This window comes from Croceicoccus estronivorus (genome assembly GCF_001625325.1).
GTDB classification, from domain to species: Bacteria; Pseudomonadota; Alphaproteobacteria; order Sphingomonadales; family Sphingomonadaceae; genus Caenibius; species Caenibius estronivorus.
This window is the reverse complement of the sequence record NZ_JRQQ01000012.1, coordinates 1-19,938: the sequence shown is the minus strand read 5'-3', so window position 1 is coordinate 19,938 and position 19,938 is coordinate 1. Positions and strand designations below refer to the sequence as shown.

15 protein-coding genes are annotated in these 19,938 nt (G+C 58.5%); 5 read left to right on the top strand and 10 right to left on the bottom strand.

The genetic code is table 11. The features are described from left to right. Positions 1-71: 71 nt before the first annotated feature. From MB02_RS15850 to MB02_RS15835, 4 genes are all read right to left on the bottom strand, one after another. Entirely contained in the window at positions 72-725 is a 654-nt protein-coding gene (locus MB02_RS15850) for a TetR/AcrR family transcriptional regulator (RefSeq protein ID WP_067540045.1), read from the bottom strand. Positions 726-869: 144 nt separating this feature from the next. Then, positions 870-1,958 (bottom strand): helix-turn-helix transcriptional regulator, encoded by a 1,089-nt coding sequence (locus tag MB02_RS15845; RefSeq protein ID WP_067540042.1) that lies wholly within the window; start codon positions 1,956-1,958, stop codon positions 870-872. 29 nt (positions 1,959-1,987) lie between these two features. Then, positions 1,988-3,154, bottom strand: a complete 1,167-nt coding sequence (locus MB02_RS15840) for an LLM class flavin-dependent oxidoreductase (RefSeq protein WP_067540038.1) — start codon at positions 3,152-3,154, stop codon at positions 1,988-1,990. A gap of 214 nt (positions 3,155-3,368) precedes the next feature. Beyond that, entirely contained in the window at positions 3,369-4,358 is a 990-nt protein-coding gene (locus MB02_RS15835) for a quinone oxidoreductase family protein (protein ID WP_067540035.1), read from the bottom strand. A 148-nt stretch (positions 4,359-4,506) separates the two neighbouring features. Between MB02_RS15835 and MB02_RS15830 the strand changes: the two genes are divergently transcribed. Continuing rightward, positions 4,507-5,445 carry an alpha/beta hydrolase gene (locus tag MB02_RS15830; protein WP_067540032.1) on the top strand — a complete coding sequence of 313 codons (939 nt, stop codon included), beginning with the start codon at positions 4,507-4,509 and terminating at the stop codon, positions 5,443-5,445. Between the two features lie 93 nt (positions 5,446-5,538). Here the strand turns inward: MB02_RS15830 and MB02_RS15825 are convergent, their stop codons facing one another. Next, on the bottom strand, positions 5,539-7,470 hold the full coding sequence (locus tag MB02_RS15825; RefSeq protein ID WP_156495556.1) for a flavin-containing monooxygenase: 1,932 nt from the start codon (positions 7,468-7,470) through the stop codon (positions 5,539-5,541). A 209-nt stretch (positions 7,471-7,679) separates the two neighbouring features. Here MB02_RS15825 and MB02_RS15820 point away from each other — a divergent pair, with 209 nt between their 5' ends. From MB02_RS15820 to MB02_RS15810, 3 genes are all read left to right on the top strand, one after another. Further along, positions 7,680-8,324, top strand: a complete 645-nt coding sequence (locus MB02_RS15820; RefSeq protein ID WP_067540025.1) for a TetR/AcrR family transcriptional regulator — start codon at positions 7,680-7,682, stop codon at positions 8,322-8,324. Positions 8,325-8,439: 115 nt separating this feature from the next. Continuing rightward, positions 8,440-9,213, top strand: a complete 774-nt coding sequence (locus tag MB02_RS15815) for a TIGR01458 family HAD-type hydrolase (RefSeq protein WP_067540022.1) — start codon at positions 8,440-8,442, stop codon at positions 9,211-9,213. Between the two features lie 188 nt (positions 9,214-9,401). Beyond that, positions 9,402-10,472 (top strand): DUF1214 domain-containing protein, encoded by a 1,071-nt coding sequence (locus MB02_RS15810; RefSeq protein WP_067540019.1) that lies wholly within the window; start codon positions 9,402-9,404, stop codon positions 10,470-10,472. A 73-nt stretch (positions 10,473-10,545) separates the two neighbouring features. Here the strand turns inward: MB02_RS15810 and MB02_RS15805 are convergent, their stop codons facing one another. From MB02_RS15805 to MB02_RS17740, 3 genes are all read right to left on the bottom strand, one after another. Beyond that, entirely contained in the window at positions 10,546-11,793 is a 1,248-nt protein-coding gene (locus MB02_RS15805) for an MFS transporter (RefSeq protein WP_067540016.1), read from the bottom strand. 141 nt (positions 11,794-11,934) lie between these two features. Further along, positions 11,935-13,008: a TonB-dependent receptor gene (locus MB02_RS17745; RefSeq protein WP_268872982.1), complete on the bottom strand. Its 1,074-nt coding sequence runs from the start codon at positions 13,006-13,008 to the stop codon at positions 11,935-11,937. 54 nt (positions 13,009-13,062) lie between these two features. Further along, entirely contained in the window at positions 13,063-14,124 is a 1,062-nt protein-coding gene (locus MB02_RS17740; RefSeq protein WP_156495554.1) for a TonB-dependent receptor, read from the bottom strand. 179 nt (positions 14,125-14,303) lie between these two features. On the opposite strand from MB02_RS17740, the gene MB02_RS15795 reads away from it, so the two are divergent. After that, positions 14,304-15,167, top strand: a complete 864-nt coding sequence (locus MB02_RS15795; protein ID WP_067540012.1) for a helix-turn-helix transcriptional regulator — start codon at positions 14,304-14,306, stop codon at positions 15,165-15,167. A 24-nt stretch (positions 15,168-15,191) separates the two neighbouring features. On the opposite strand, the gene MB02_RS15790 is transcribed toward MB02_RS15795, so the two are convergent. Continuing rightward, a complete protein-coding gene (locus tag MB02_RS15790) occupies positions 15,192-16,268 on the bottom strand; it encodes a DUF1214 domain-containing protein (RefSeq protein ID WP_067540009.1) in 1,077 nt (358 codons plus the stop codon). A gap of 258 nt (positions 16,269-16,526) precedes the next feature. Further along, positions 16,527-19,938, bottom strand: a 3,412-nt coding sequence (locus MB02_RS17860; protein ID WP_067540007.1) for a beta strand repeat-containing protein, incomplete at its 5' end; no start/stop codon positions are given.

Below are 19,938 nucleotides of genomic sequence, written 5' to 3'. Positions count from 1 at the left end.
GGAGAGTCCGGATTTTCCGGGCAGCGCCGACGTGCCTTGCGATAGGCCCAGTCTTCGACTGAGGGTCAGGTCTATTCGTCAATATAGCGGGCAATAGCTTCGTCTGTCAGGCCGATGCCACGGCAGCAAAACCACACTGCGTCCATCACCAGATCGTGCCCGTCGGATTCATATGGCCGGGAGCCAGGATCCAGCGCTCGGATCGCGCAGATCATGGTGCCGACATGTTCTATGAACATTGCGGTATTGGCGATGTTGAGCGGCTTGCCCGTAAGGTCACCTGCTTCGCGGGCGTTTCTGTGGGCTTCGTTGACTGCCTTGTTGTTGAGCCTCTGCGATCGTCGGTAGAGTTGGCTGGCATAGTTCCCATCGCCTGAAAGGCTTGTCAGCATCATGCGGAAACGTTGTTGGACATCGCCTTCCGTTTCGGCAACGACCGTACAAAAGTAACTCTTGAGGCTTCTCACCAGACCGGCCGCGCTCGCCTCCTGTATGCCGAGTATCTCGAGCTGGTTGTCCTGCTCGCTGAACACTTGCTGCATGACCGCGCGGTATAGGGCGAGCTTTGAAGGGAAATGCCTGTAGACCAAGGCTTCTGAAACCTTGGCTTCCCGGGCGATTTGCAGGGTCTTTGCGCCATCGTACCCGTGCAGTGAAAAGACACGTCTTGCTGCCGCCAGGATCAGCGCGCGGCGCTCAGGACCGGAAATTCGCTTGCGGGTCATCGGCACTCACTTATTTCAAAGCGAACTTAAGTCAATGCAACGTGCATTCCGGAGTACAAGGATTAGCAATGCTTTTTCAGGGTTGGAGTGAGCAGATTCCTACTTACAAGTAAATCGGTTCACTCACTTTGGAACTTGCCCGACCTAGGCCCCCGCAGAGGCAAGAATGCCGACGAGTTGTGATTGGCGATGGGCGCCCGTCTTGGCAAAGATTGCCCGCAACTGCGTCTTGGCTGTGTTATGAGTGATGCCAAGGCGTTTGGCCGCTTCAACCAATGACACGCCCTGGCCCAGGATGACTGCAAGCCGGGCCTCGGCCATGGTCAGTCCAAACAATTCCCGGACTGTCTCTGGTTCCAGCGGGGATTCTTCGCCGGGAAGGGCGAGAAACAGCGCCAGTGCACCCGTGCCTGAGTGAATAGCGGGGAGGTCGAGTGTCCGCGCAGTGGCGATCAGGTCGCCGCGCTCCGGCCGCTCGACGCGAAAGCGGGTGACCTTGTCCTGCTTTTCGGGTTCGGCCAGCAGCCGGTCGATTGTTTTTCGTGGTTCGGCAGCCTCGATGGTGAGACGCTCGCCGGAGCGCTTGAGCCCTTCACCTTCGTCCAGAAAGCGCTCTGCCAGCGCATTGCTGCTGACAATACGGTAGTTACGGTCGAGGACAAGCAGCGCAAGGCCAAGACCTTCGGTTGCGCTCTGAAACACGCCATGCTCGGCCCCGGCGAGTTGCAGTTTCTCGAACAGCGTCACCGCGATGCGCAAATGTGGGATAAGCGCCTGCAATGCAGATCGTTCCTGTCCGGTAAAGTCGGGCAGGGCCTTGTCCCTGGTCACTCGGAAACGGGCTTCGAACCGGCCATCGAAACGAAGATCGACCGCCAGCACCTGCTCTCCGGCCGCCAGAGCGAGATAGTCGCGGTAAGCCGCGTAGTCTTCCGCAGCCTGTTGATTGATGAATTCGCTGAAGGTCGTCACCTTGCCTTCGGGAAGATCCCGGAAGGGATCGTCGGCAAAGAACGATTCCATGTAGCTTTCGCTGTAGCGCGGATTGGCACCGGGTGTGATGAAAGTGCCCGGAAGCCGGGTCCCTGGTGCGGTAATGATCAGCGTAGCGTATGACGCTTCAAGCCATTTGGCGAGCGTCTCGAGAAAAGCATCCCAAGGCCGCTCGCCATCCAACTCGCCGTAAAGGCAAATCAGTAATTCAGAGAATTGGGGATCGACACGGACATCCATCCCCAACCCATAAGCGCATTTTTCTGGATTCAGCTAGCCCCGGCGATTTCAGCCTGCTTTTCCGCAGCCTTTTCGCCACGGAAATGCGGGATGACCTTCTCGCCGATGTTGCGGATCGTTTCCATGATCACGTCATGCGGAATGCCACCCATCTGGAACATGAACAGGATTTCGTCGGCTCCAGCGTCGATCAGGCGCTGAACGTAGCGGATGCAATCTTCCGGTGTACCGTAGGCGTCCTGTGCAATATTGTAGTTCGACAGGTGGTGATCGCCGACGGGAATGGCTTCTTCGGAAAGATAGGCAACCGTCTGCTGCTTTTCCTTCTCGAGGATGGCTTCCTGTTCCTCGGCCGTCATGTTTTCGTCGATCGTCGGCTTCGGGCCGCCCTGATACCAGTAGGCGATCGATTCCGCGAAGAAGCGCTGGCCGCGCAGGCCGATCTTGCGGGCAGTTTCGCGATCGTCCAGGACCGTGGCGGCGCACAGTGCGGCGAGGTGCTCGGTCGGGCGGAAACCGACCTGGTCTTCTGCCTTGCGATTGCGGAAAGCGTCACGATAGATCGCATTCTTCTTCGCGATTTCATCCGGGCCCGAGAAGCCAAGTACGAGAGCGCCGATGCCGCGCGAACCGGCGGCCACCAGCGTGTGTTCCCGGGTGCAGGCCATGTACATCGGCGGATGCGGATCCTGATAGGGCTTGGGATGGATCGGACGCTTCGGGATCTGGATGTAGGTGCCTTCGTGTTCGATTTCGTCCTGCACCATGATCTTGGGGATCAGGTACATGCTTTCGTCGATCATCGGCTGGAGTTCATCCAGGTTGTAGCCGAACGTCCCGGCTTCCTGCTGCGTACCGCCCTTGCCGACGCCGAAATGCAGACGTCCCTTTGAAAGGATGTCGAGCGTGGCGATGCGTTCAGCGACCTTGACGGGGTGATTCATCGCAGGCGGCAGGCAGACGACGCCATGGCCAACGTGAATGCGGCTGGTCGCACCGGCGATAAACGCCAGAACGGTTTCCGGCGCCGACATGTGCGCGTACTGGGTCAGGGCAGTGTGTTCGACGCACCAGATGCAGTCGAAATCCATTTCTTCAGCGAGTTTCGCCTGCTCGACGATCTGCTGAAAAACAGCCTGTTCGTTTTCGCGCGAGGTATCAACCATCTGCGCTTCGTAAATAATCGAGAATTTCATGCAGTGCTCTCCCTGGCCCGGTGGCCGCTATTGACTCGGGCACACTATCCCCGCCGTTTTACCCGCGCATAACCCAAATGGGTGATGCGGGCCCAAGGCGAGCTTTTTTCCGGTTATCCGGATATCTGAGCATACGCTAATGAACCGGTGAGGCAAGCGGGCCTTCGTTGGGTTTTCAGCCACCTTTAGAACGTCGAACCAGATAGCCGAGCTGTCATTGTCCCAAGCTCTCGTCAACGACGAGAAGTATCTTCCCGCGCACATGCCCCGCTTGCACAAGGCGATGGGCCTCCGCAGCTTCTGCGAGAGGCATCACAGTTTGATCGGGGACGCTGATTTTACCTGCGGCAAGCGCATCGACCAGAGCACGCAATTGCCGTGGTTGATTGGGGAATTGTGAGATGGTTGGAATCACGCTGACGCCAGCGGCGGCGGCACGGGCCGGGTCGATTGCAGGTTCATCAGGGATCAGTGTTCCGATCGGTGCCACGATGCCGCCCCGCTTCATGACATCCACGACATCGACGAACGTGCCCTGACCGACAGTGTCCACTACCAGATCTACCCCATTAGGGGCCCATTCCCGGATGCTGTCGTAAACGTTGCCCTGCCTGTAATCGATCGGATGATCGGCACCCAGCCTGGTTACATAGTCGAAGTTATGCGCGCTGCAGGTTGTGGCCACGCTGGCTCCGGCCATTTTGGCAAGTTGAATGGCAAAGCTGCCAGTGCCTCCCGCGCCGCCGTTCACAACGACAGTCTTGCCCGGAGCCGCCTGCCCGACGTCGAAAGTCGCTTCCCATGCGGTCATTCCCGCAGTGGGCAGGGTGGCTGCATCGCTGAGACTTACATGATCGGGCAACTTCACCACACGTTCGGCGTCGGCTCGTACGAATTCCGCGTATGATCCGCGCTCGCCCAAACCCTGGTTGCCGGGTGTGACGACGCGATCGCCGACCGCCAGGCCTTCGACCCCTTCGCCCACTTCCGCAATCACGCCGGCAGAATCGAACCCGACGACAAACGGGAACGTGTATTGAAAGTAGCGCGAGAGCCAGCCTTCGCGCGCTTTCCAGTCGGCAGGATTCACGGCGGCATAGGCGACCTGCACGATGACATTGCCAGGACTTGCCGCAGGCCGCTCTATCTCCGCCATATGCAGCACTTCCGGGCCGCCGAAATCATCCAGGACCATCGCTCTCATGTTGTTGTCTCCTTGTCGCCGATTGACTGAAAATCTAATCAACCTATGAAAGTGGGTAAACACTTATTTATATGGTTGAACGCCTCTCCGAGCATTCGGAAGGTATCGTTTATACCGCCAGCTAACTTTGAGAGGGGCCCGTTCCAGCATGCCGATCGATCCTCAAATAGATGCCATGCTTGGCGCCGCGCCGCCATGGCCGGGCGTTCGCAATGTTCCGCTCGATACACTGCGTCAATCTGTCCGTGATAGTTCCATTGCCATTCCTCCGGCGCAAGATGCGATAGTGTCAGTGGTGGAAGATCGGACGATACCGGGGCCGGGCGGTGCTTTGCCAATCCGCATTTACACGCCGTTAGGGCAGGGGCCTTTCCCGGTTACACTCTATATGCATGGTGGTGGTTATGTGGTCGGAGACCTCGATACACAGGATATGATCGCCCGCGCGCTTTGTGCCTGGGCCGGTACGTTGCTCATCTCCGTCGATTATCGACTGGCGCCTGAACATCCCTTTCCGGCCGCCCCGGACGATACCTATGCGGCTCTGGAATGGGTGGCGGAAAACGGAGGCGAACTGGGCGGCGATGTGTCGCGCATCGCTCTGGCGGGCGATAGCGCGGGTGGCAATCTTGCCTGTGCCGCCGCCTTGCGCGCCCGGGATCATGACGGGCCGGCACTCCGGGCTGTCATCGACATTTACGGGCCATGCACTTACCCCTTCGCGGAAACGGCCTCCTCACGCGAATTCGCGCAGGGCCCGATCCTGACACAGGATGACGTTGCCTGGTTCTGGGAACAATATCTCGCGGACCCTGGCACACAAAAGGTCGATCCCCAGGCATCGCCTGTTTTGGCTGAAACACTGGCAGGGTTTCCTCCGTGCTTCGTTGCCACTGCGGAGTGCGACCCATCGCGCGACGATGCAGAGGCGTTTGCAGCCCGTCTGGCTGAGGAAGGTGTGGAAGTGATCGCCAAGCGTTATCCGGGCATGGTCCACGGGTTTGCCTCATGGGTGGGGTTCCTCCCCGGCGCACGAGACGTTCTCAACGACGCGGCGCAATTTCTGAAGGCGCACTTCAGCAGCTGACACGGAATGCACTTAATAGTGGCCACCCGCTGGATTGTGGGTGGCCACACCTGCTTTCGAACAGGTCGGGAATCCGCTCCCGTTCGGGCAACCTTAGCTGTGCAAGGTATAGCTGCCTTCCTCTGGCTTGCGGGTTTCGACGTAGAAATCGACCAGCCGCCATGGCCAGGACAGAAAGACTCGTCCCTTGGAATTGTTGTAGTAGCTGTTGGCTTTGGGATGGGACCAGATCATCTGCGGCATGCGTTCTTCGACTTTACGGTTCCATGCGTCGAAGGTTTCCTGCTTCACTTCGAATGACTTCGCGCCAGCTTCGATTACACGGTCCAGGGCTTCGATGATCCAGTTCACCTGGCATTCCGAAATGAGATTCTGACCAGCGGCATGATTGGGTGCGCTGTTGGGCCCGACAGTCCAGAACAGGTTCGGATAGCCCGGCATGACCATGCCCATGTAGGAACGTGGATCTTCTTCGCCCCATTCTTCGCCAAGGTCGCGGCCGCCAATTCCCTTGATAGTCAGGTTGCCGATCATCCGGGCAACCTCGAACCCGGTGGCGCAAACGATGATGTCGCATTCGTAGAAATCGCCATTCTTGCCTTCCACGCCATTCGGAAGAATACGGGCGACCCCATTCGTTTCGAGATGAACATTATCGTTCAGGAGCGCGTCGAGCCAGCCATTGTCGAGTATGATGCGCTTGGAAAAGATCGGGAAATCCGGGGTTAATTTCTCGATCAGGTCCGGTCGCCCGGCAAACTTGGCTTGAATATGGCTTAGCGCGAACTGCCGGATCGCCTCATTGGATGCCGAAACCGCCAGATCGTTTCCTGCATAGGCAGGGTCTCTCAGGACGTTTTCGAACAGCCCGTCCGCTGCATTCCAATAGACGCGAAAACGGAACCATTCGAGGAATGTCGGAATGTTGACCAGGGCCCACTTCATGCCATCGGTCACATCGTCGGCGACTTCGCGGTTATGGATCACCCAGTGCTTGGTGCGCTGGTAAACCTTCATATCCGCGACCTGCGGTGCGATCGCGCCGACAAGCTGGGCGGAGCTCGCTCCGGTGCCGATGACGGCCACTCGTTTTCCGGAAACGTCCAGATCCTTGGGCCACGCAGCGGTATGGACGACAGGCCCTTTGAAATCCTGCAAGCCCGGAATATCCGGCCACCGGAAGCGATTGACCGGGCCGTGCCCATTGATGACTGCGTTGGCGACGATATCCTCGGTCGAACCGTCCTGATTGCGTACGGTCACCGTCCAGGTGCCGGCCTTTTCATCATATACCAGCGTTTCAACGGTGGTGTTGAAGCGCATTTTTTCCCGCAAGTTGTACTTGTCGGCCACTTCCAGCATGTAACGCAGCATGTCGGAGCCCGACGGGTGATATGTGCTCCAGTCCGGCCAGATTTCCCAACTGAAGCTGTAGAAGTGACTGGGGGTATCGACGCCTACGCCAGGATAGCGATTTTCCCACCATGTACCGCCGACTTCGGGGTTCTTTTCGATCACCACGTGGTCATAGCCAGCCTCGCGGAGCTTCATCGCGGCTTCCATCCCGGTAAGGCCGGCCCCGATCACGAGTACCTTGAAATCGGCTGGCGGCTGAACCCGGCCTTCTATTCTGGAGCGGTCGATCCACGGGCGGAATCCGCATTGATCGAAGACGAGATCGACGAATTCGTCCTCGACCTTCTCACCGACGGTGACCGACATGATCTGCTGGATCAGATCATCGGCGGGCATGTCCTTGTGGAGCCCTTCGCCTGTGGTGAGCAGGTGATGCATCTTGCCGCGCAGTTCTTTGGTCAGTTCCCCCGGGATGACGGTTGGAAGCCCCGAAAAAGCAGGCTTTATGTGAGGAGCGAAGCGCTCAAGCAGATCGGTATCGTGCGACAGGTGGACATATGCGGCCAGCAAAGTGGGTTCGTTGGCCTCTGCCAGCGCAGCAGCAAGTTCCGGGCTGTTGCTGAGGGGGAGAGTGTTCAAGGAATCCATCAGTCTCTTGGTGGTGGTCATAAGGCATCCCGAATCTGGCAGTTGTTTTTAGTTAGTATGCACTCACATTCATTCGCCCAAGTTTCAAGAACTGATTATTCGCGCCCTGATCTCAGGTTTCGAATGTGCAGGTGCAACGGTATGTGTGAGCCGGAAATGTGCCTCTGGGCATGATACGCCGGGCCTGGCCCTTCTATTGCCCTTGAATCACAGCTCTGTAGAAAGAAGGCATGGCTGCAACTTCCGTCATATTGGAACCCAAGCGTGGTCGACCCAGCGCCGCGCGGGCCAGCGCAATTGATCGTGTGATCCTCCAGACGGCTCGCGAACTGTTTCTGGCGGAAGGCTTTGATCCGGTTTCGATGGAGCAGGTGGCAAGTGCCGTGGGTATTTCGAAGGGCACGCTCTATGCTCGCCATTCTTCGAAAGAAGAACTGTTCGCCGCCGTTGTTCACGATGCAATCGCCGAATGGTCGACGGAAGGGGGCAAGCGAACCGATCCCGCACACGACGATATAGGCCAGCGGCTTCGTCACTATGCCCGCACTTTGGCTGACGCCTTGATGCGGCCTGATATCCTGATGTTTCAGCGCGTACTGCTATCTGTCAGGCATCGTTTTCCGGAACTGGCCAAAACGGTTTCCGACATAGGTTATGGCCATATGGTCGAGGTCATTGCCGCCGATCTGGCTGCTGCGGGGAGGTCGGATGGCACGCGGGTGGAGGATGCGCAGGGCGTCGCGCGGATGGTGGTTGCGGCAATCAGCGGATATCATCTCCATGAAATGCCCAACGGCAGATTGTCCGCCGACAGGTTGCGCAAATATGCCGACCGCACCGTGGATATGGTGATGGCTGCGCGCCCCGCCTGGTGATTCAGGCGCTGCCCCCCGGCGAGGGTGGGTATTTGCATATTTCGTTTGGCGCTTTGCGATCGGGCAAGCCTTGTTTTAGAATGTCGTCGTTTCACGCAAACATGGGACTTGGCGCATGCAGCTAGAGGGCGTGCTGCTCGATATCGGTGGCGTAGTCTACATCGGTGATCGGCCACTGCCGGGTGCGGTCGATGCCATAGGTCGATTACGCGATGCAGGCATTGCCATCCGCTTTCTGACCAATTCCACCCGCAGTCCGCACCGGGTACTGCTGCGCAAGCTGCGGGACATCGGTGTGGACGTGGCCGCAGAAGAGCTCTTTACCCCGGCTTTGGCCGCAAGGCGCCTGATCGAAGAGGAGGGGTTGGCCCCACACCTGTTGATTCACCCTTCTCTGGAAGAAGACTTTGCCGGGCTCCCGTCCGGCGACAGAGAAGCTGTGATTGTTGGCGATGCTGGCGAAGGTTTCTCCTACGCGGCGCTCAATGCCGCATTTCGTGCACTTGATCGCGGTGCGGCGTTTCTCGCCCTGGCGAATAACCGGAGCTTTCGCGATGTCGATGGCGAGCTCAGCCTCGACGCCGGGCCATTCGTCGCGGCATTGGCCTTCGCAAGTCGCCGGGAACCGATAGTGCTCGGCAAGCCTGCCCCAAACTTCTTCGAATCCGCGCTTGCCAGCATGGCTTGTCCTGCTGGTGCGGCCGTAATGATTGGAGATGATGTGGAATCCGATGTGATTGGCGCGATGAAGTGCGGCCTGTCGGGAGTCCTCGTACGGACGGGTAAATACCGGGAGGGAGCCGAACGGGATGCCGGACTTCCTCCGGACGCAGTTGCCGATGACCTTGCTGCGGCGGTGGACTGGTTATTGCAACGCCGCTCGGTCTGACGAGGTCGGATTTTCATGCTGAAGAGCGCGCATGCTGTCTCGGTCGTGATCGCCTGAATGAATCGGACGGCGTGCAAAATGAAAGATGCTGTCAAAATTTCGCAAGACCGCCACAATCGTATGAGGGGCTCTTGTCTGTGCCTGATGCGGTCCTGCATGGGCGGCGAGATGCTTGATGGAGAGGAAGAATGACCGAACAATTGCGCGACGTATGGAGTGATTTCTGTGCCCGGCTGGCGGAAGCCGGGGAAGTGCTTGCGCGACCGGAAACCCCAACAACGCTGCTCGACCAGGCAGAAGGGCTGCGTTACCTCAGCCGCCTGACACGCACTGCGCTCAATATGCTGGTGGATTCCGGTGATCCCGATTTTCCACGGATTTTTCAGCTCACCGACGACAAGATCAAGATCGGTGCCGACAATCCGGACAACATCTACCAGCAGGTCGTCGTACGTGGCGATCGCGAATATCGCATCTGGGGCAAGCGTGGAACGGTGCCCTATCTCAGCCTTGGGACGAAGGCCAACCGCTATGCAGTCGATGGCACGATGAGCTCTACCGGGGAAATCGAATTTGCGGATGTGGAACTGGGCCCGGACGGAACCTTCGAGATTATTGTCAGTGCGCAGGAGCATCCGGGCAACTGGTTGCCGATGGACCAGGATTCGACCTTCCTCATCATCCGCCAGACATTCGATGACAAGAAGACCCAGATCCCTGCCGAATTTCATATCGAGCGGATCGGGGATGGGCCGGCTGCGCCGGCACTGTTGACGCCTGAGGCGATCAAGGGCCAGCTTGAAGGCGCGGCGGCGTGGGTGCGCGGCACGGCGAATACATTCGCGGACTGGTCGGAATGGTTCAAGAGCCAGCCCAATCGCATTTACGACGGGGATCAATCAGTCTTCTACAAGGCCGGAGGCGATCCCAAGATCTGGTATGGCCATATCTATTTCGATCTGGCTCCTGACGAAGCTCTGGTGATCGAAGTCACTCCGCCGAAAAACTGCCGGATGTGGAATTTCCAGGTCGACAACTGGTGGATGGAATCGCTCGATCATGTGCACCAGAAGGTGTGGCTGAATAACTCGCAGGCGAAGTACGAGGATGATGGCAGCGTGATTCTGGTCTGCGCGGATAAAGATCCCGGCTATGGCAACTGGGTGGATCTTGCCGGGCATCGCCAGGGGACCGGCCTGTGGCGCTGGATCGAAGCGGATGAGCATCCGGTGCCGGCCTGCCGTATCGTCAAGGTCTGACAATCGAGACTTCATGGCCACCCCATCCCCCCTTGGAAAGGGGGGATGGGGTGGTGATTGGCCTCGTATCCCGTCAGGTGGCGGCCTGGCGATCCAGATCGCGCCCCCGCGTTTCCGGAATCATGAACAGGACCAGCGGAATCGCAAGCCACGCCACTGCGGCCAGCAGTGATGCGGCGGGGCCGATGCCCCCCACCTTGCTGCTGAGATTGCCGACTATCGCCGGGGCGAAAACCACGCCCCAGCGACCGATCAGATTGTTGCACCAGCCATTTGCCGCCCCGCGCAGTTCCGTCGGGAACAGTTCGCTGTTGAGAGTATAGGCAATCACCCAGACACCGAGCATGGCCTGCAGACCGATGAAAGATGCGGCAATCGCATACCAGTCGGTGGATGCATAACAGGTCATCGTCAGCGCGCCGAGCAACGCCATGAAGATGCACACGGTCCATCGGCGACCAATGGCATCGGACAGCAATCCTGCCCCCAGATAGCCAACGAATGCGCCCACCAGCCCGAACGGGGCGATATGGGCGAAGTCGCTTGCGGGCCAGCCGCGTTCCTGCACGACGTATAGCGTGAAGAACAGACCGCCGGTGGAACTCGCGAAATTGACAATGAGCCAGAACAGACTCATCGCAATGAAGGAGCGGCGTACGCCAGGTGCAACCAGTTGCTTCAGTTCGTCCAGTGCCGATGGCCGGGGCAGGCCACGTGCGCGTGCCGCGAGCCAGACGGGGGTTTCCCGCAAGTACAGGAATAGCAACGGCATCAGCAGGAGAGGGGCCGCGCCAATAACGAACAGCAGGCGCCAACTGAGCGCCGTCTCCAGCGCGGGACCAATTGCGATGAACGGCAAGGCCGAACCGAAACTGCCCATCGCCCCGAGCAGGCCATTTGCCCGTCCGCGCAGCTTCGGAGGCAGTGTTTCGCTGGCAACCATGTACGCCAGGGCAACCTGACTGACGAGCAGGGCCCGCGTGACGAACTGGATGCCGGTGTAAGATGCAACCCCCGTCGACAGGACTGTTATCAGCGAGCCAAGGGAAAAGCCTGCCGCCGCCAGCAGCAGCATAGGGCGCCGGCCAAAGCGGTCTGCCAGGCGTAGCAATATCCAGGCCCCCATCGAGCCGAGAGCGATCACGGCCAGGGCATCGCCCAGCCGTTCCGTCGGTGTACCGAACTCCGCGCTGAGATAGGGCAGGACAACGCTGGTCGCACTGATGTCGAAGCCTTCGAACATGACGATGCTGGCCAGCAGGACCAGAATGACGACATGCCGGCGGGTCAGGCGCTCATCGCCAGTTGCTTCCGCCGTCATGCGTTCCCGATCTCACAAATGGTCACTGGCCTCTCCATCATGCCGTTGATTGCTGCATTGCGATCCCATGCTTCCGGTTCTCCATCGCCATGATCAAGCCGATGGAGTTGCCAGTTTCCGGATCTTTCGATTGATCCAATGCTAGAAATCGAAGGTCAGGTCGACCCCATAGCTGCGTGGGGAACCAAACTGAGCGCCAGGAACGAAGAAGTTGCCGTGATTGATGTAATACTCCTTGTCGGTCAGATTCTTGCCCCACAGCGACATTTTCAGTTCGTTGTCGAGGAACGGAATCTCCGCCAGAGTCAGCCGGGCATCCAGCAGGCCATAGGACGGTATGATATAGCTTGCGTCCCCGGTCTGGCTGAACTGCTTGTCAACGTAGGAATAGCTGACATTTGCGCTCAATGTACCAACCGTGGTCTGCGCGATCTCGTAGTCTGCACTGGCGGACAGGGTGTGCTCAGGAGCTTGCACAAATGGGAAGCTGCCGGAAATGTCCACGTCATTTGCGTTCAGGACTTTCGTGAATTTCGCATCAAGATAGCCGTAGTTCACTGCCAGCGTCAGGCCAGGGGCCGGATAGGCGGTGAGATCGACTTCGAGGCCGCGGATCCGCGATTTCCCGGCATTGATGATGTCGACCAGGATGGGATTGACCGGATCGGCAACGCCTACCTGGATGTCCTTGTAATCCATCCAGAAAGCGGCGGCATTGAATCTCAGTGTGCGGTCGAACAGTTCCGATTTGAAGCCCACTTCATAGGAAATGACATCTTCAGGTCCGAAGCCGTCGATGAACTTCTCCAATGAAGAGGCGTTCACATTGAAACCGCCGGTCTTGTAGCCTTTGACGACTTTGCCATAGACATTGATCCGCGGTGTCACTTCGTAGGCGAGAGTCAGCGATGGGCTGAAATCGTGCGATTTCAGCGTGCCTTCGCCGAACGGCCCGATGATCTGCGCACCGGACGCCTGGGTTATGTTGCGTTGATAGCTGCCCTGGCGTTTGTCGTGCGAATAACGTGCCCCAACCGTGATGTGCAGCCGCCGATCGAGTGAATCCGGGCTGTAAGTGGCTTGAGCGTAAGCGGCATAGGCCTGGTTCTTTGCCGTTACGAACCGTTCGTTGAAATTGAGGTCGGGGTCGGTGAAATTGAAATTGAATATCCGCGACGTGTCATAATTTTTTGCCGATTCTTCAAAGTAATACAGGCCAGTAACGTATTCGATCTGTCCATCGGCAGCGCTTCCGATCAGTTGCAGTTCCTAGGAAAACTGGTCCTGCGACTGAAAGAACTGGCTTCTGTTGGCGGGGAAGGGGCCGAACACGCCGGGGGCGAAGTTCTGGTTATATTGCACGTTCATCTTGCGATAGCCGGTCAGCGACTTGATCTGTACCGCATCCGAAACGTCATATGCGATGATCAATGAGTGCCCTTGTGCAGTGATGTCATTGCGTTCGAGATCACGGACATAGGGGGAGGATTCCGTGGGGCGTTTGGCCTTGCCGGGATACAGGGGAACGGGCGTCAGTGCATATGGGGCGGTATCCCCGACTTCGCTGCGGTCGTAACTGTAGCGGATGTCCAGCCCATCCACGGGTTCCCACCGCATGGCAAAGCGATAGGCGTCTCGGCGACGATCCCCGAACCGCTTGGACCCGGTGCCGAGATTCTTGACGTAGCCATCCTTCTGCGAATGCATGTAGCCGAGCTGGAGCGCGAGTGTATCGCCCACCGGAATATTCAGGGAACCGCGTGCTTCGAACAGATCGTCATTGCCGGCGGAGGCCCTCAGGCTGCCTGAAAATTCTCCGAATTGCGGGGCCTTTGTGACAAAGTTGATAGCTCCGCCCGTGGCATTACGGCCATAGAGCGAACCTTGCGGACCGCGCAGCACCTCCACACGCTCCAGATCGGCGACATCGGTTGCCTGGCCCTGAATGCGAGCGGTGTAGATCCCGTCGACATAGACGGCCACGCTCGGGTCCTGAGTGATCTGGTCGTTAACGTTGCCGATGCCGCGGATGAAGATGCGTTGGCTGGTCGCGACGTTCGGGAACGGGGTGAACTGGACATTGGGCACGGCCCCCTGAAGGTCTGCGATACCCGTGATGCGCTTGGTGTCGAGCTGTTCGTCAGTGAATGCGCTGATCGAAATGGGAACGTCCTGCAGATTCTGGCTTCTGCGCTCGGCCGTCACGATGATGACATTGGCATCGTTCCGCGTGATTTCGTCGGCGTCTGTGCCATTCTGCGCCCAGACGATCTGGGGAGTGAATGCCGCGCTCGACAGCATGAAGCCCATGAATATGGAAGATTTCCGCATAACCCTGTCCCTATATTTGTCTTTTCCGGCTTCCTCTGACTGCGGTGTTTTTTGGGCGCAGCAAATATCTGCTCCCGGTCGCAGGCGGAAACCTCGTTGGTCTGGCCTTGACCACGCACTTGCCGAACAATCAACTGGCGCTTGCCTTATAATGGCGCTGGGGAGATAATTTGGCGTATATGGGAAAGATGGATCTCGCCAGCCACGGTTGGGAAATTATCGGGGAGCTGAGTGCCGGTGACACGGAGGTCGTGCTTGCCGATCATCCTGCGGCAGAGGGTATAGATCGGACTTTCGTCCGCGACTGCATGGCGTTGAGCTTTCTCATTTCTCCGCAGCATAATCCATCGCGGGGGTGCTTCGTGGCGGGCCTGAAAGCTGACACGGAACTGCATGTTTCGATGGGAAATATCGTCTTCATTCCCCCGCATACGCCGATCCACGTGCGAGCGGATGCGGTTCCCCCGCGGCGCCTGCTGACCTGCAACATGCCGATACGCTACGACATGGAGGCATTTGACCAGGCAGTAAGGCTCGAGAGATGCCTGAACATACGGAATGGGTCCGTCCGTTCGGCCTTGCTGAGAATGGTTTCCGAACTGATGGAACCGGGCTTCGCATCGGGAGCTGTCATTGAGGGGCTGGGCATTTATCTGGGTGGGGAACTGGCGGGTTTCCTGGCCAAAGGAGGGCATGAGGTCCGATCCGGCGGTCTGGCTCCGTGGCAACTGCGCAGGATCGACGAATACTTGCTCGCCGGTCATTGGGATTGCAGGATAAGCGACCTTGCCACCCTGTGCGGTATCAGCACGCGGCATCTCATGCGCGCCTTCCGGCAAAGCATGGACAGGTCTCTTGCCGAGTATATTGCGACGCTTCGTGCTGATCGGGCGCGGGCATTGCTGCGGGATGAGACTCTTTCGATTGCAGAGATCGCCAGGGAACTGCGCTTTTCACGTCCGGCGGGATTTACCACGGCATTCCGGCGGCTGACCGGATTGACGCCGAGCGCTTACAGACAGTTCCAACGCGGGCTCCTGTAGGCGGGTTTCCCTGCCTGCTGCCAATCACAGTTCATCGGATCGCATCACCCGGCAACGTGGCACAGGGTGATGATCGGCACTGATCCAGCGCAGCAGGGCAGTGCCGCTGGTGTGGCCAGTTGTGTCGATCCAGTTGCCTGTTCCCGGGTCCGTTGGTGCAACAACGATCCGAAGCATCCCGTTGTCTTCAATTTTGGCCGTATGCTTGTTGACATAGGCATTGGGAATATTGGTGTAATCGGCTGATTCCATCCACCAGTTCTGCAAAACGAAATTCCAGAACCGGCAATCGGGCACTTCGGTTTCGATCACCCAGACTTCCCCGGGTTTCAGCTGCCAATAACCGTGCAGATAGTGGATATTGGGATCTCCACCGACATTCTGGAATATCGTCTGATCCCAGGGGAGCAGTTCGTTCGGCCTGGCCATGAACATTTCAGCCCAGCCGGCAAACGCCTTCGCTGTCTGGGTAACGAATGCTCCGGCGGTGGTTAGCGCCATGTGGGCCCGCTCCGGGCTGAGAGGGCTCGGCAAAGGCGGACCATTGAGGCATTCGATGTGAATATCCGCAGGCGTCTCGGTCTCGCGGTCGAGAAATGTCTGCCGCACCAGCAACATGGATGTGTCGGATTTCATGGGGAGCCAGTTGCGACCGCGTTCGACCTCGCTCACCACTATTTCGAAACTGCCGTCTTCTTCGATGTGCATGGCGGAATCTTCCAGCTCTCCGGTGGAGGCCATTCGCCCGTCTATCGCAAAGCGGTTCGCTTTCGTTCCGAAGCTTAGATAGGAAACGGAGCCGCGATTGCCGCAGATAAGGTATTCGCGGCTGCCGCTGATTGTCGCATTGAGATAGAGATTGTCCGGATTGTCGCCGCCGATCTTGAGAGTGTCGCTGGTCAGACGGTAGAATCTCGGGAAGTCGGGATCTCCGCCTTCAATGATGGACTCGAACGAAGCGCGGGTCAGACGTGTGAGATAGCGCAGTCCTTCAGCCTGGTCGATCGGCGTGTCCGGTGCATCCGGTCGCGAAAGGACCGCCCCCGCTTCGGCCAGCTGCTCGCAGAAATGTGCCCACTCATGGGTAAGCCGCGATTCCATCGTACCTCTCCTCCACCCAGAAGATTTTTCATCTTGAGATTGGGGGAGGATCTACTTGCTTACCAGCGACGGCAAGCTACCCGCGCAATTTATGGCGGACTGGCGAAATCGTGACGCCCTGAAAATAGCGCAAAGGTTGCGATTGCATGTGGGTCAGTGGGACGGGCGTGTCGCAGCCTGTGCTGTTTGGGGTAACGAAAAAGGAAGGGCGGGGAAAGGTTAGCCTTTCCCCGCCCCATCCGTGTTGCTTACGATCGATTACAGGCCGGGCGTAATCGCGGACGCGACGTTGTTGCCGGCGGCGGTCGCCGTGGTCTGGTTGCCTGTCACCGACAATGCGCTGCCGGCAACTGCACCTACACCTGACGTAATGCCGAAGCTGACCGTCGTTACGGCAGCGTTCACTGCGCTGGCGTTGATCTGGCGGCTGCCGATGGCAGCAGTGGGCATTCCGGTGTTGAGCGCGGCCACTGCAACCGCATTGGAGGCAGTGTTGCCGTAACCTGCGGCCGAAACGCTGTTGCCGATCACCCCGACAGTGGCACTGGTGGCTGCGTTTCCGGTCGTCCCGTTCAAGGCTACGAGATAGCTGGCATCGGTGCTCGAGGCGGTGACCGGGGACGAGCTGTACTGGATGTTCAGTACGCTTGCCTGCGCTCTGGAGGAGGCATTGCCGAAGCCGGCAGTCGAGGAAACCTGTGCCGGACCAGCAGGTGCAGAACCATAGTCGGCGCCTGCCGAATAGTTCAGGGCATTACTGGCTGCGTTGCCACGGGCCAGTGCGCTGGTGGAATTGCTGCCCAGCAGGGCGCTCCCGCCATTGAGCGCCGCAGTCGGGCTGGTGAAGTCGCCCTGCAGGGTCAGGCTGGCCGAGGTGGTGGCCGTGGCGACGACGCTACCCGAGTTGTGTGCCTGCGCGTTCTGGATGCCGGCACTCGCACCGAGACTGGAGGCCGCATCGACTGACAGCGTATTTGCGGAACGATTGGATGTGGCTTCGGCCGCAGTGCTGTTGCCGGTCATCGTCATCGAGCTGTTTTCGCTGCTGTCAGTATTCGTCGACCGGTAATCGTCATTGTACAGCTGCGTCGATGCGTCAGCGCTTACTGCATAGTAGGAAAATTGCACATTCAGCATACCATGGTCGGCATTGGCGTAGAAACCGAGGCTGTTGGTATAAAGGTCGGCATTTGAGGCTGTCCCATCCACCGGGTCGATATTCGTTGCGGAAACCGAGCCGGTGTTGGTGGCATTGTTGACCACGCCAACCGCGAGATTGGTATTGTCCGATATGCTGACACTCGAATTGAGCATGGCTGCAGGAGCGATGACATCGAGATCGGAGAAGGCAGTGACCGTCCCATAGCTGGTCTGGAATGACGCCAGCGCGGATCCGGCAGACAGCTCATTCGCTGACAGATCGAGGTTGTTGGTCGCCGTGTTTGCAACAGCGCGCGAGCTTTGAGTATTGCCGTCAACTGTCAGGGTCGATCCATCGATATCTGCAGAATCGGCCATATCGATGACAAAAGCGCCATAGACATCGCTTTGCAGGTCGCCCCCTACATTCACGACTTGCCGGTTCGTCAGGCTATGATCTGCGGTGATAGCCACCGTGTTCGGAAAAATGACTTGCGCTGACGCTCCGCTGAAGCCGCTGCCATCATCAATGGTCGTACCTGATGCTGTCAGGCGGTTGGCTGCATTATTGCCCGTGACGGAACCGGCGATGGCGTTATCGTCCACCGAAACGGTGGATGCTGTCAGGTCTTCCCCGATCGAGACGACTACGCCACCATCGTTGGGAGTTCCGGGCAGAGTCGCGTCTGCAGAGAAAATCCCGCCATTCCAATTGAGAGGAACCGACCCGCTAGTAACCGTATGGCGATAAGCGGAATATGGTCCAGCGCTCTCAAACGTCCAACCATTGTCGAGCAAGTATGCGATCTGATCCGGCGTCAGAGTATTGTCCGATGGAGTGCCGGTGATACCGATTGCGATGTATAATGAACCGGGCTCGCAACTGGTGAGATCACACGCGCCCGCGCTACCACCATTATAGAAGTAGGTGTAACTGAAGGGTTGGTCGTCAGACCCTTCAGCCCCGATTTCCGAAACCACATTGGCGCCGGAAACCTGGAAGCTGCTCAATGCGCTGGTCGAAGCCAGAGTGTTGGCGCTCAGGTCGATCAGATTGTCGGCGCGGTTGCCCGTGCCGCCTGCGCTCAACGTATTGCCGTCGCTGACGATCGATGCCCCTTCGACATTGCCAGTGACGTAGGTCGCAATACCGGCAGCTGCGGGCGTGATGTCATCCGTCAACAGGGAGGCGGTGATTGTGCCTGCCGCTGCCTGCACGTTGTTGAGCCCAAAAGATGCATCGCTAATGGCCAGTTGATCGCTGGAGACAGCGGCTTGGCCTCGGGGCGTGCCGGACACTGCGGTGTCGATGTCGGTCCCGCTTACGGTCACGTCGTTCCCGACCCGGTTGCCGTAGGCCAATACCTGCACAGTGTTGGTCGATGTGGCTACGCCTGAATTCGTTGCGTCACCATCGACAGTAGTCACGATCACATCGCCGCCAGTGGCCCTGGCCAGAATCGAAGAGTCGTCCGTTGCCGTCTGGGCGTTGGTGAGATTGACAACCGAAGCAAAACCACCGGCGGACGTATCGAGCGTGCCGATGTCGAGGGCGGCACTGTTCATTGCGTCAGTGCCGTATGCCGCCGCCACGAACGCATTGCTTTCGTTGATGACGTTCGCGCCATCGGATACGTTATCGGCATTGACCGACATGGCACCCGTACTCACCGTTGTTGCAGTGATGCCAGCGCCGACCGACTGGACATTGAGCAGCCCATATGCAGCAAGCACTTGTGGCAGGGTCGTGGAGTCAAGCACGAAGCCGTCCGTCGCACCGCTATCGTAAATGACAATCGAAGCAACTGGGCTGATCGTATCATCGACAGTGAGAGTTTCACCATCGATCGCCAGCGCGTTGTTTGCCGAACCGCCATAGGCAATCGCCCGTTGCAGGTTGTCGCTCACTTCGAGAGTGCTGCCGGAAACGTCGAGCGCTTCCACTGCGGCAAAGCCGCCGCTCGAAGCGCTGACTGCGGAATCGTAATCAACAGTCTGGACGCTGACAATGCCTGCGCCGGTACCGAGCGTAGTGCCGGAAAGTGAAAGCCCGTTTGATCCGGAGCTGCCGAGAGCAACCGCTTCCTGCGTGTTGTCCGTTACCGCCAGAGTGCTGGCAACAGTCGTATCCGCATCGGTCAGGATGCGGATCAGGCTGGTTTCGTCGGCCGAGACATTGCTGCTGTACTGGGTTTGAAGGCTGGTGACGATCAGATTGCCGTCTGCGGAGATATTGTTGCCACCCAGCCCCGTGCCGCCTGAAAGGTCGACGCCTGCTGAGAGCATGTCGACAACTGCTGCGTCGAGGGCGAGGCTCTGGTTCACCTGGTTGCCGTAAGCCGCAGCGGCAACGCGATTGCTGTCCACCGCTACCGTGCTGCCCGGAAGGTCGCCTGCATTGGAATCGACGACTTCGACACCGATTTGGGCTTCGCTGTTCAAAGCCGAAATGTTGACTTGAAAATTGCTCTGCTGGTTGGCGAGGGCGGCGGTGCCGGCGAACGAGGCAGCCCCGTCACCGTTGGCGAAC

Bases quoted from the DNA above. Each gene is read 5' to 3' on its own strand.
- MB02_RS15850 (WP_067540045.1), bottom strand. From the start codon at position 725: ATGACCCGCAAGCGAATTTCCGGTCCTGAGCGCCGCGCGCTGATCCTG.
- MB02_RS15845 (WP_067540042.1), bottom strand. From the start codon at position 1,958: ATGGATGTCCGTGTCGATCCCCAATTCTCTGAATTACTGATTTGCCTT.
- MB02_RS15840 (WP_067540038.1), bottom strand. From the start codon at position 3,154: ATGAAATTCTCGATTATTTACGAAGCGCAGATGGTTGATACCTCGCGC.
- MB02_RS15835 (WP_067540035.1), bottom strand. From the start codon at position 4,358: ATGAGAGCGATGGTCCTGGATGATTTCGGCGGCCCGGAAGTGCTGCAT.
- MB02_RS15830 (WP_067540032.1), top strand. From the start codon at position 4,507: ATGCCGATCGATCCTCAAATAGATGCCATGCTTGGCGCCGCGCCGCCA.
- MB02_RS15825 (WP_156495556.1), bottom strand. From the start codon at position 7,470: ATGACCACCACCAAGAGACTGATGGATTCCTTGAACACTCTCCCCCTC.
- MB02_RS15820 (WP_067540025.1), top strand. From the start codon at position 7,680: ATGGCTGCAACTTCCGTCATATTGGAACCCAAGCGTGGTCGACCCAGC.
- MB02_RS15815 (WP_067540022.1), top strand. From the start codon at position 8,440: ATGCAGCTAGAGGGCGTGCTGCTCGATATCGGTGGCGTAGTCTACATC.
- MB02_RS15810 (WP_067540019.1), top strand. From the start codon at position 9,402: ATGACCGAACAATTGCGCGACGTATGGAGTGATTTCTGTGCCCGGCTG.
- MB02_RS15805 (WP_067540016.1), bottom strand. From the start codon at position 11,793: ATGACGGCGGAAGCAACTGGCGATGAGCGCCTGACCCGCCGGCATGTC.
- MB02_RS17740 (WP_156495554.1), bottom strand. From the start codon at position 14,124: ATGCGGAAATCTTCCATATTCATGGGCTTCATGCTGTCGAGCGCGGCA.
- MB02_RS15795 (WP_067540012.1), top strand. From the start codon at position 14,304: ATGGGAAAGATGGATCTCGCCAGCCACGGTTGGGAAATTATCGGGGAG.
- MB02_RS15790 (WP_067540009.1), bottom strand. From the start codon at position 16,268: ATGGAATCGCGGCTTACCCATGAGTGGGCACATTTCTGCGAGCAGCTG.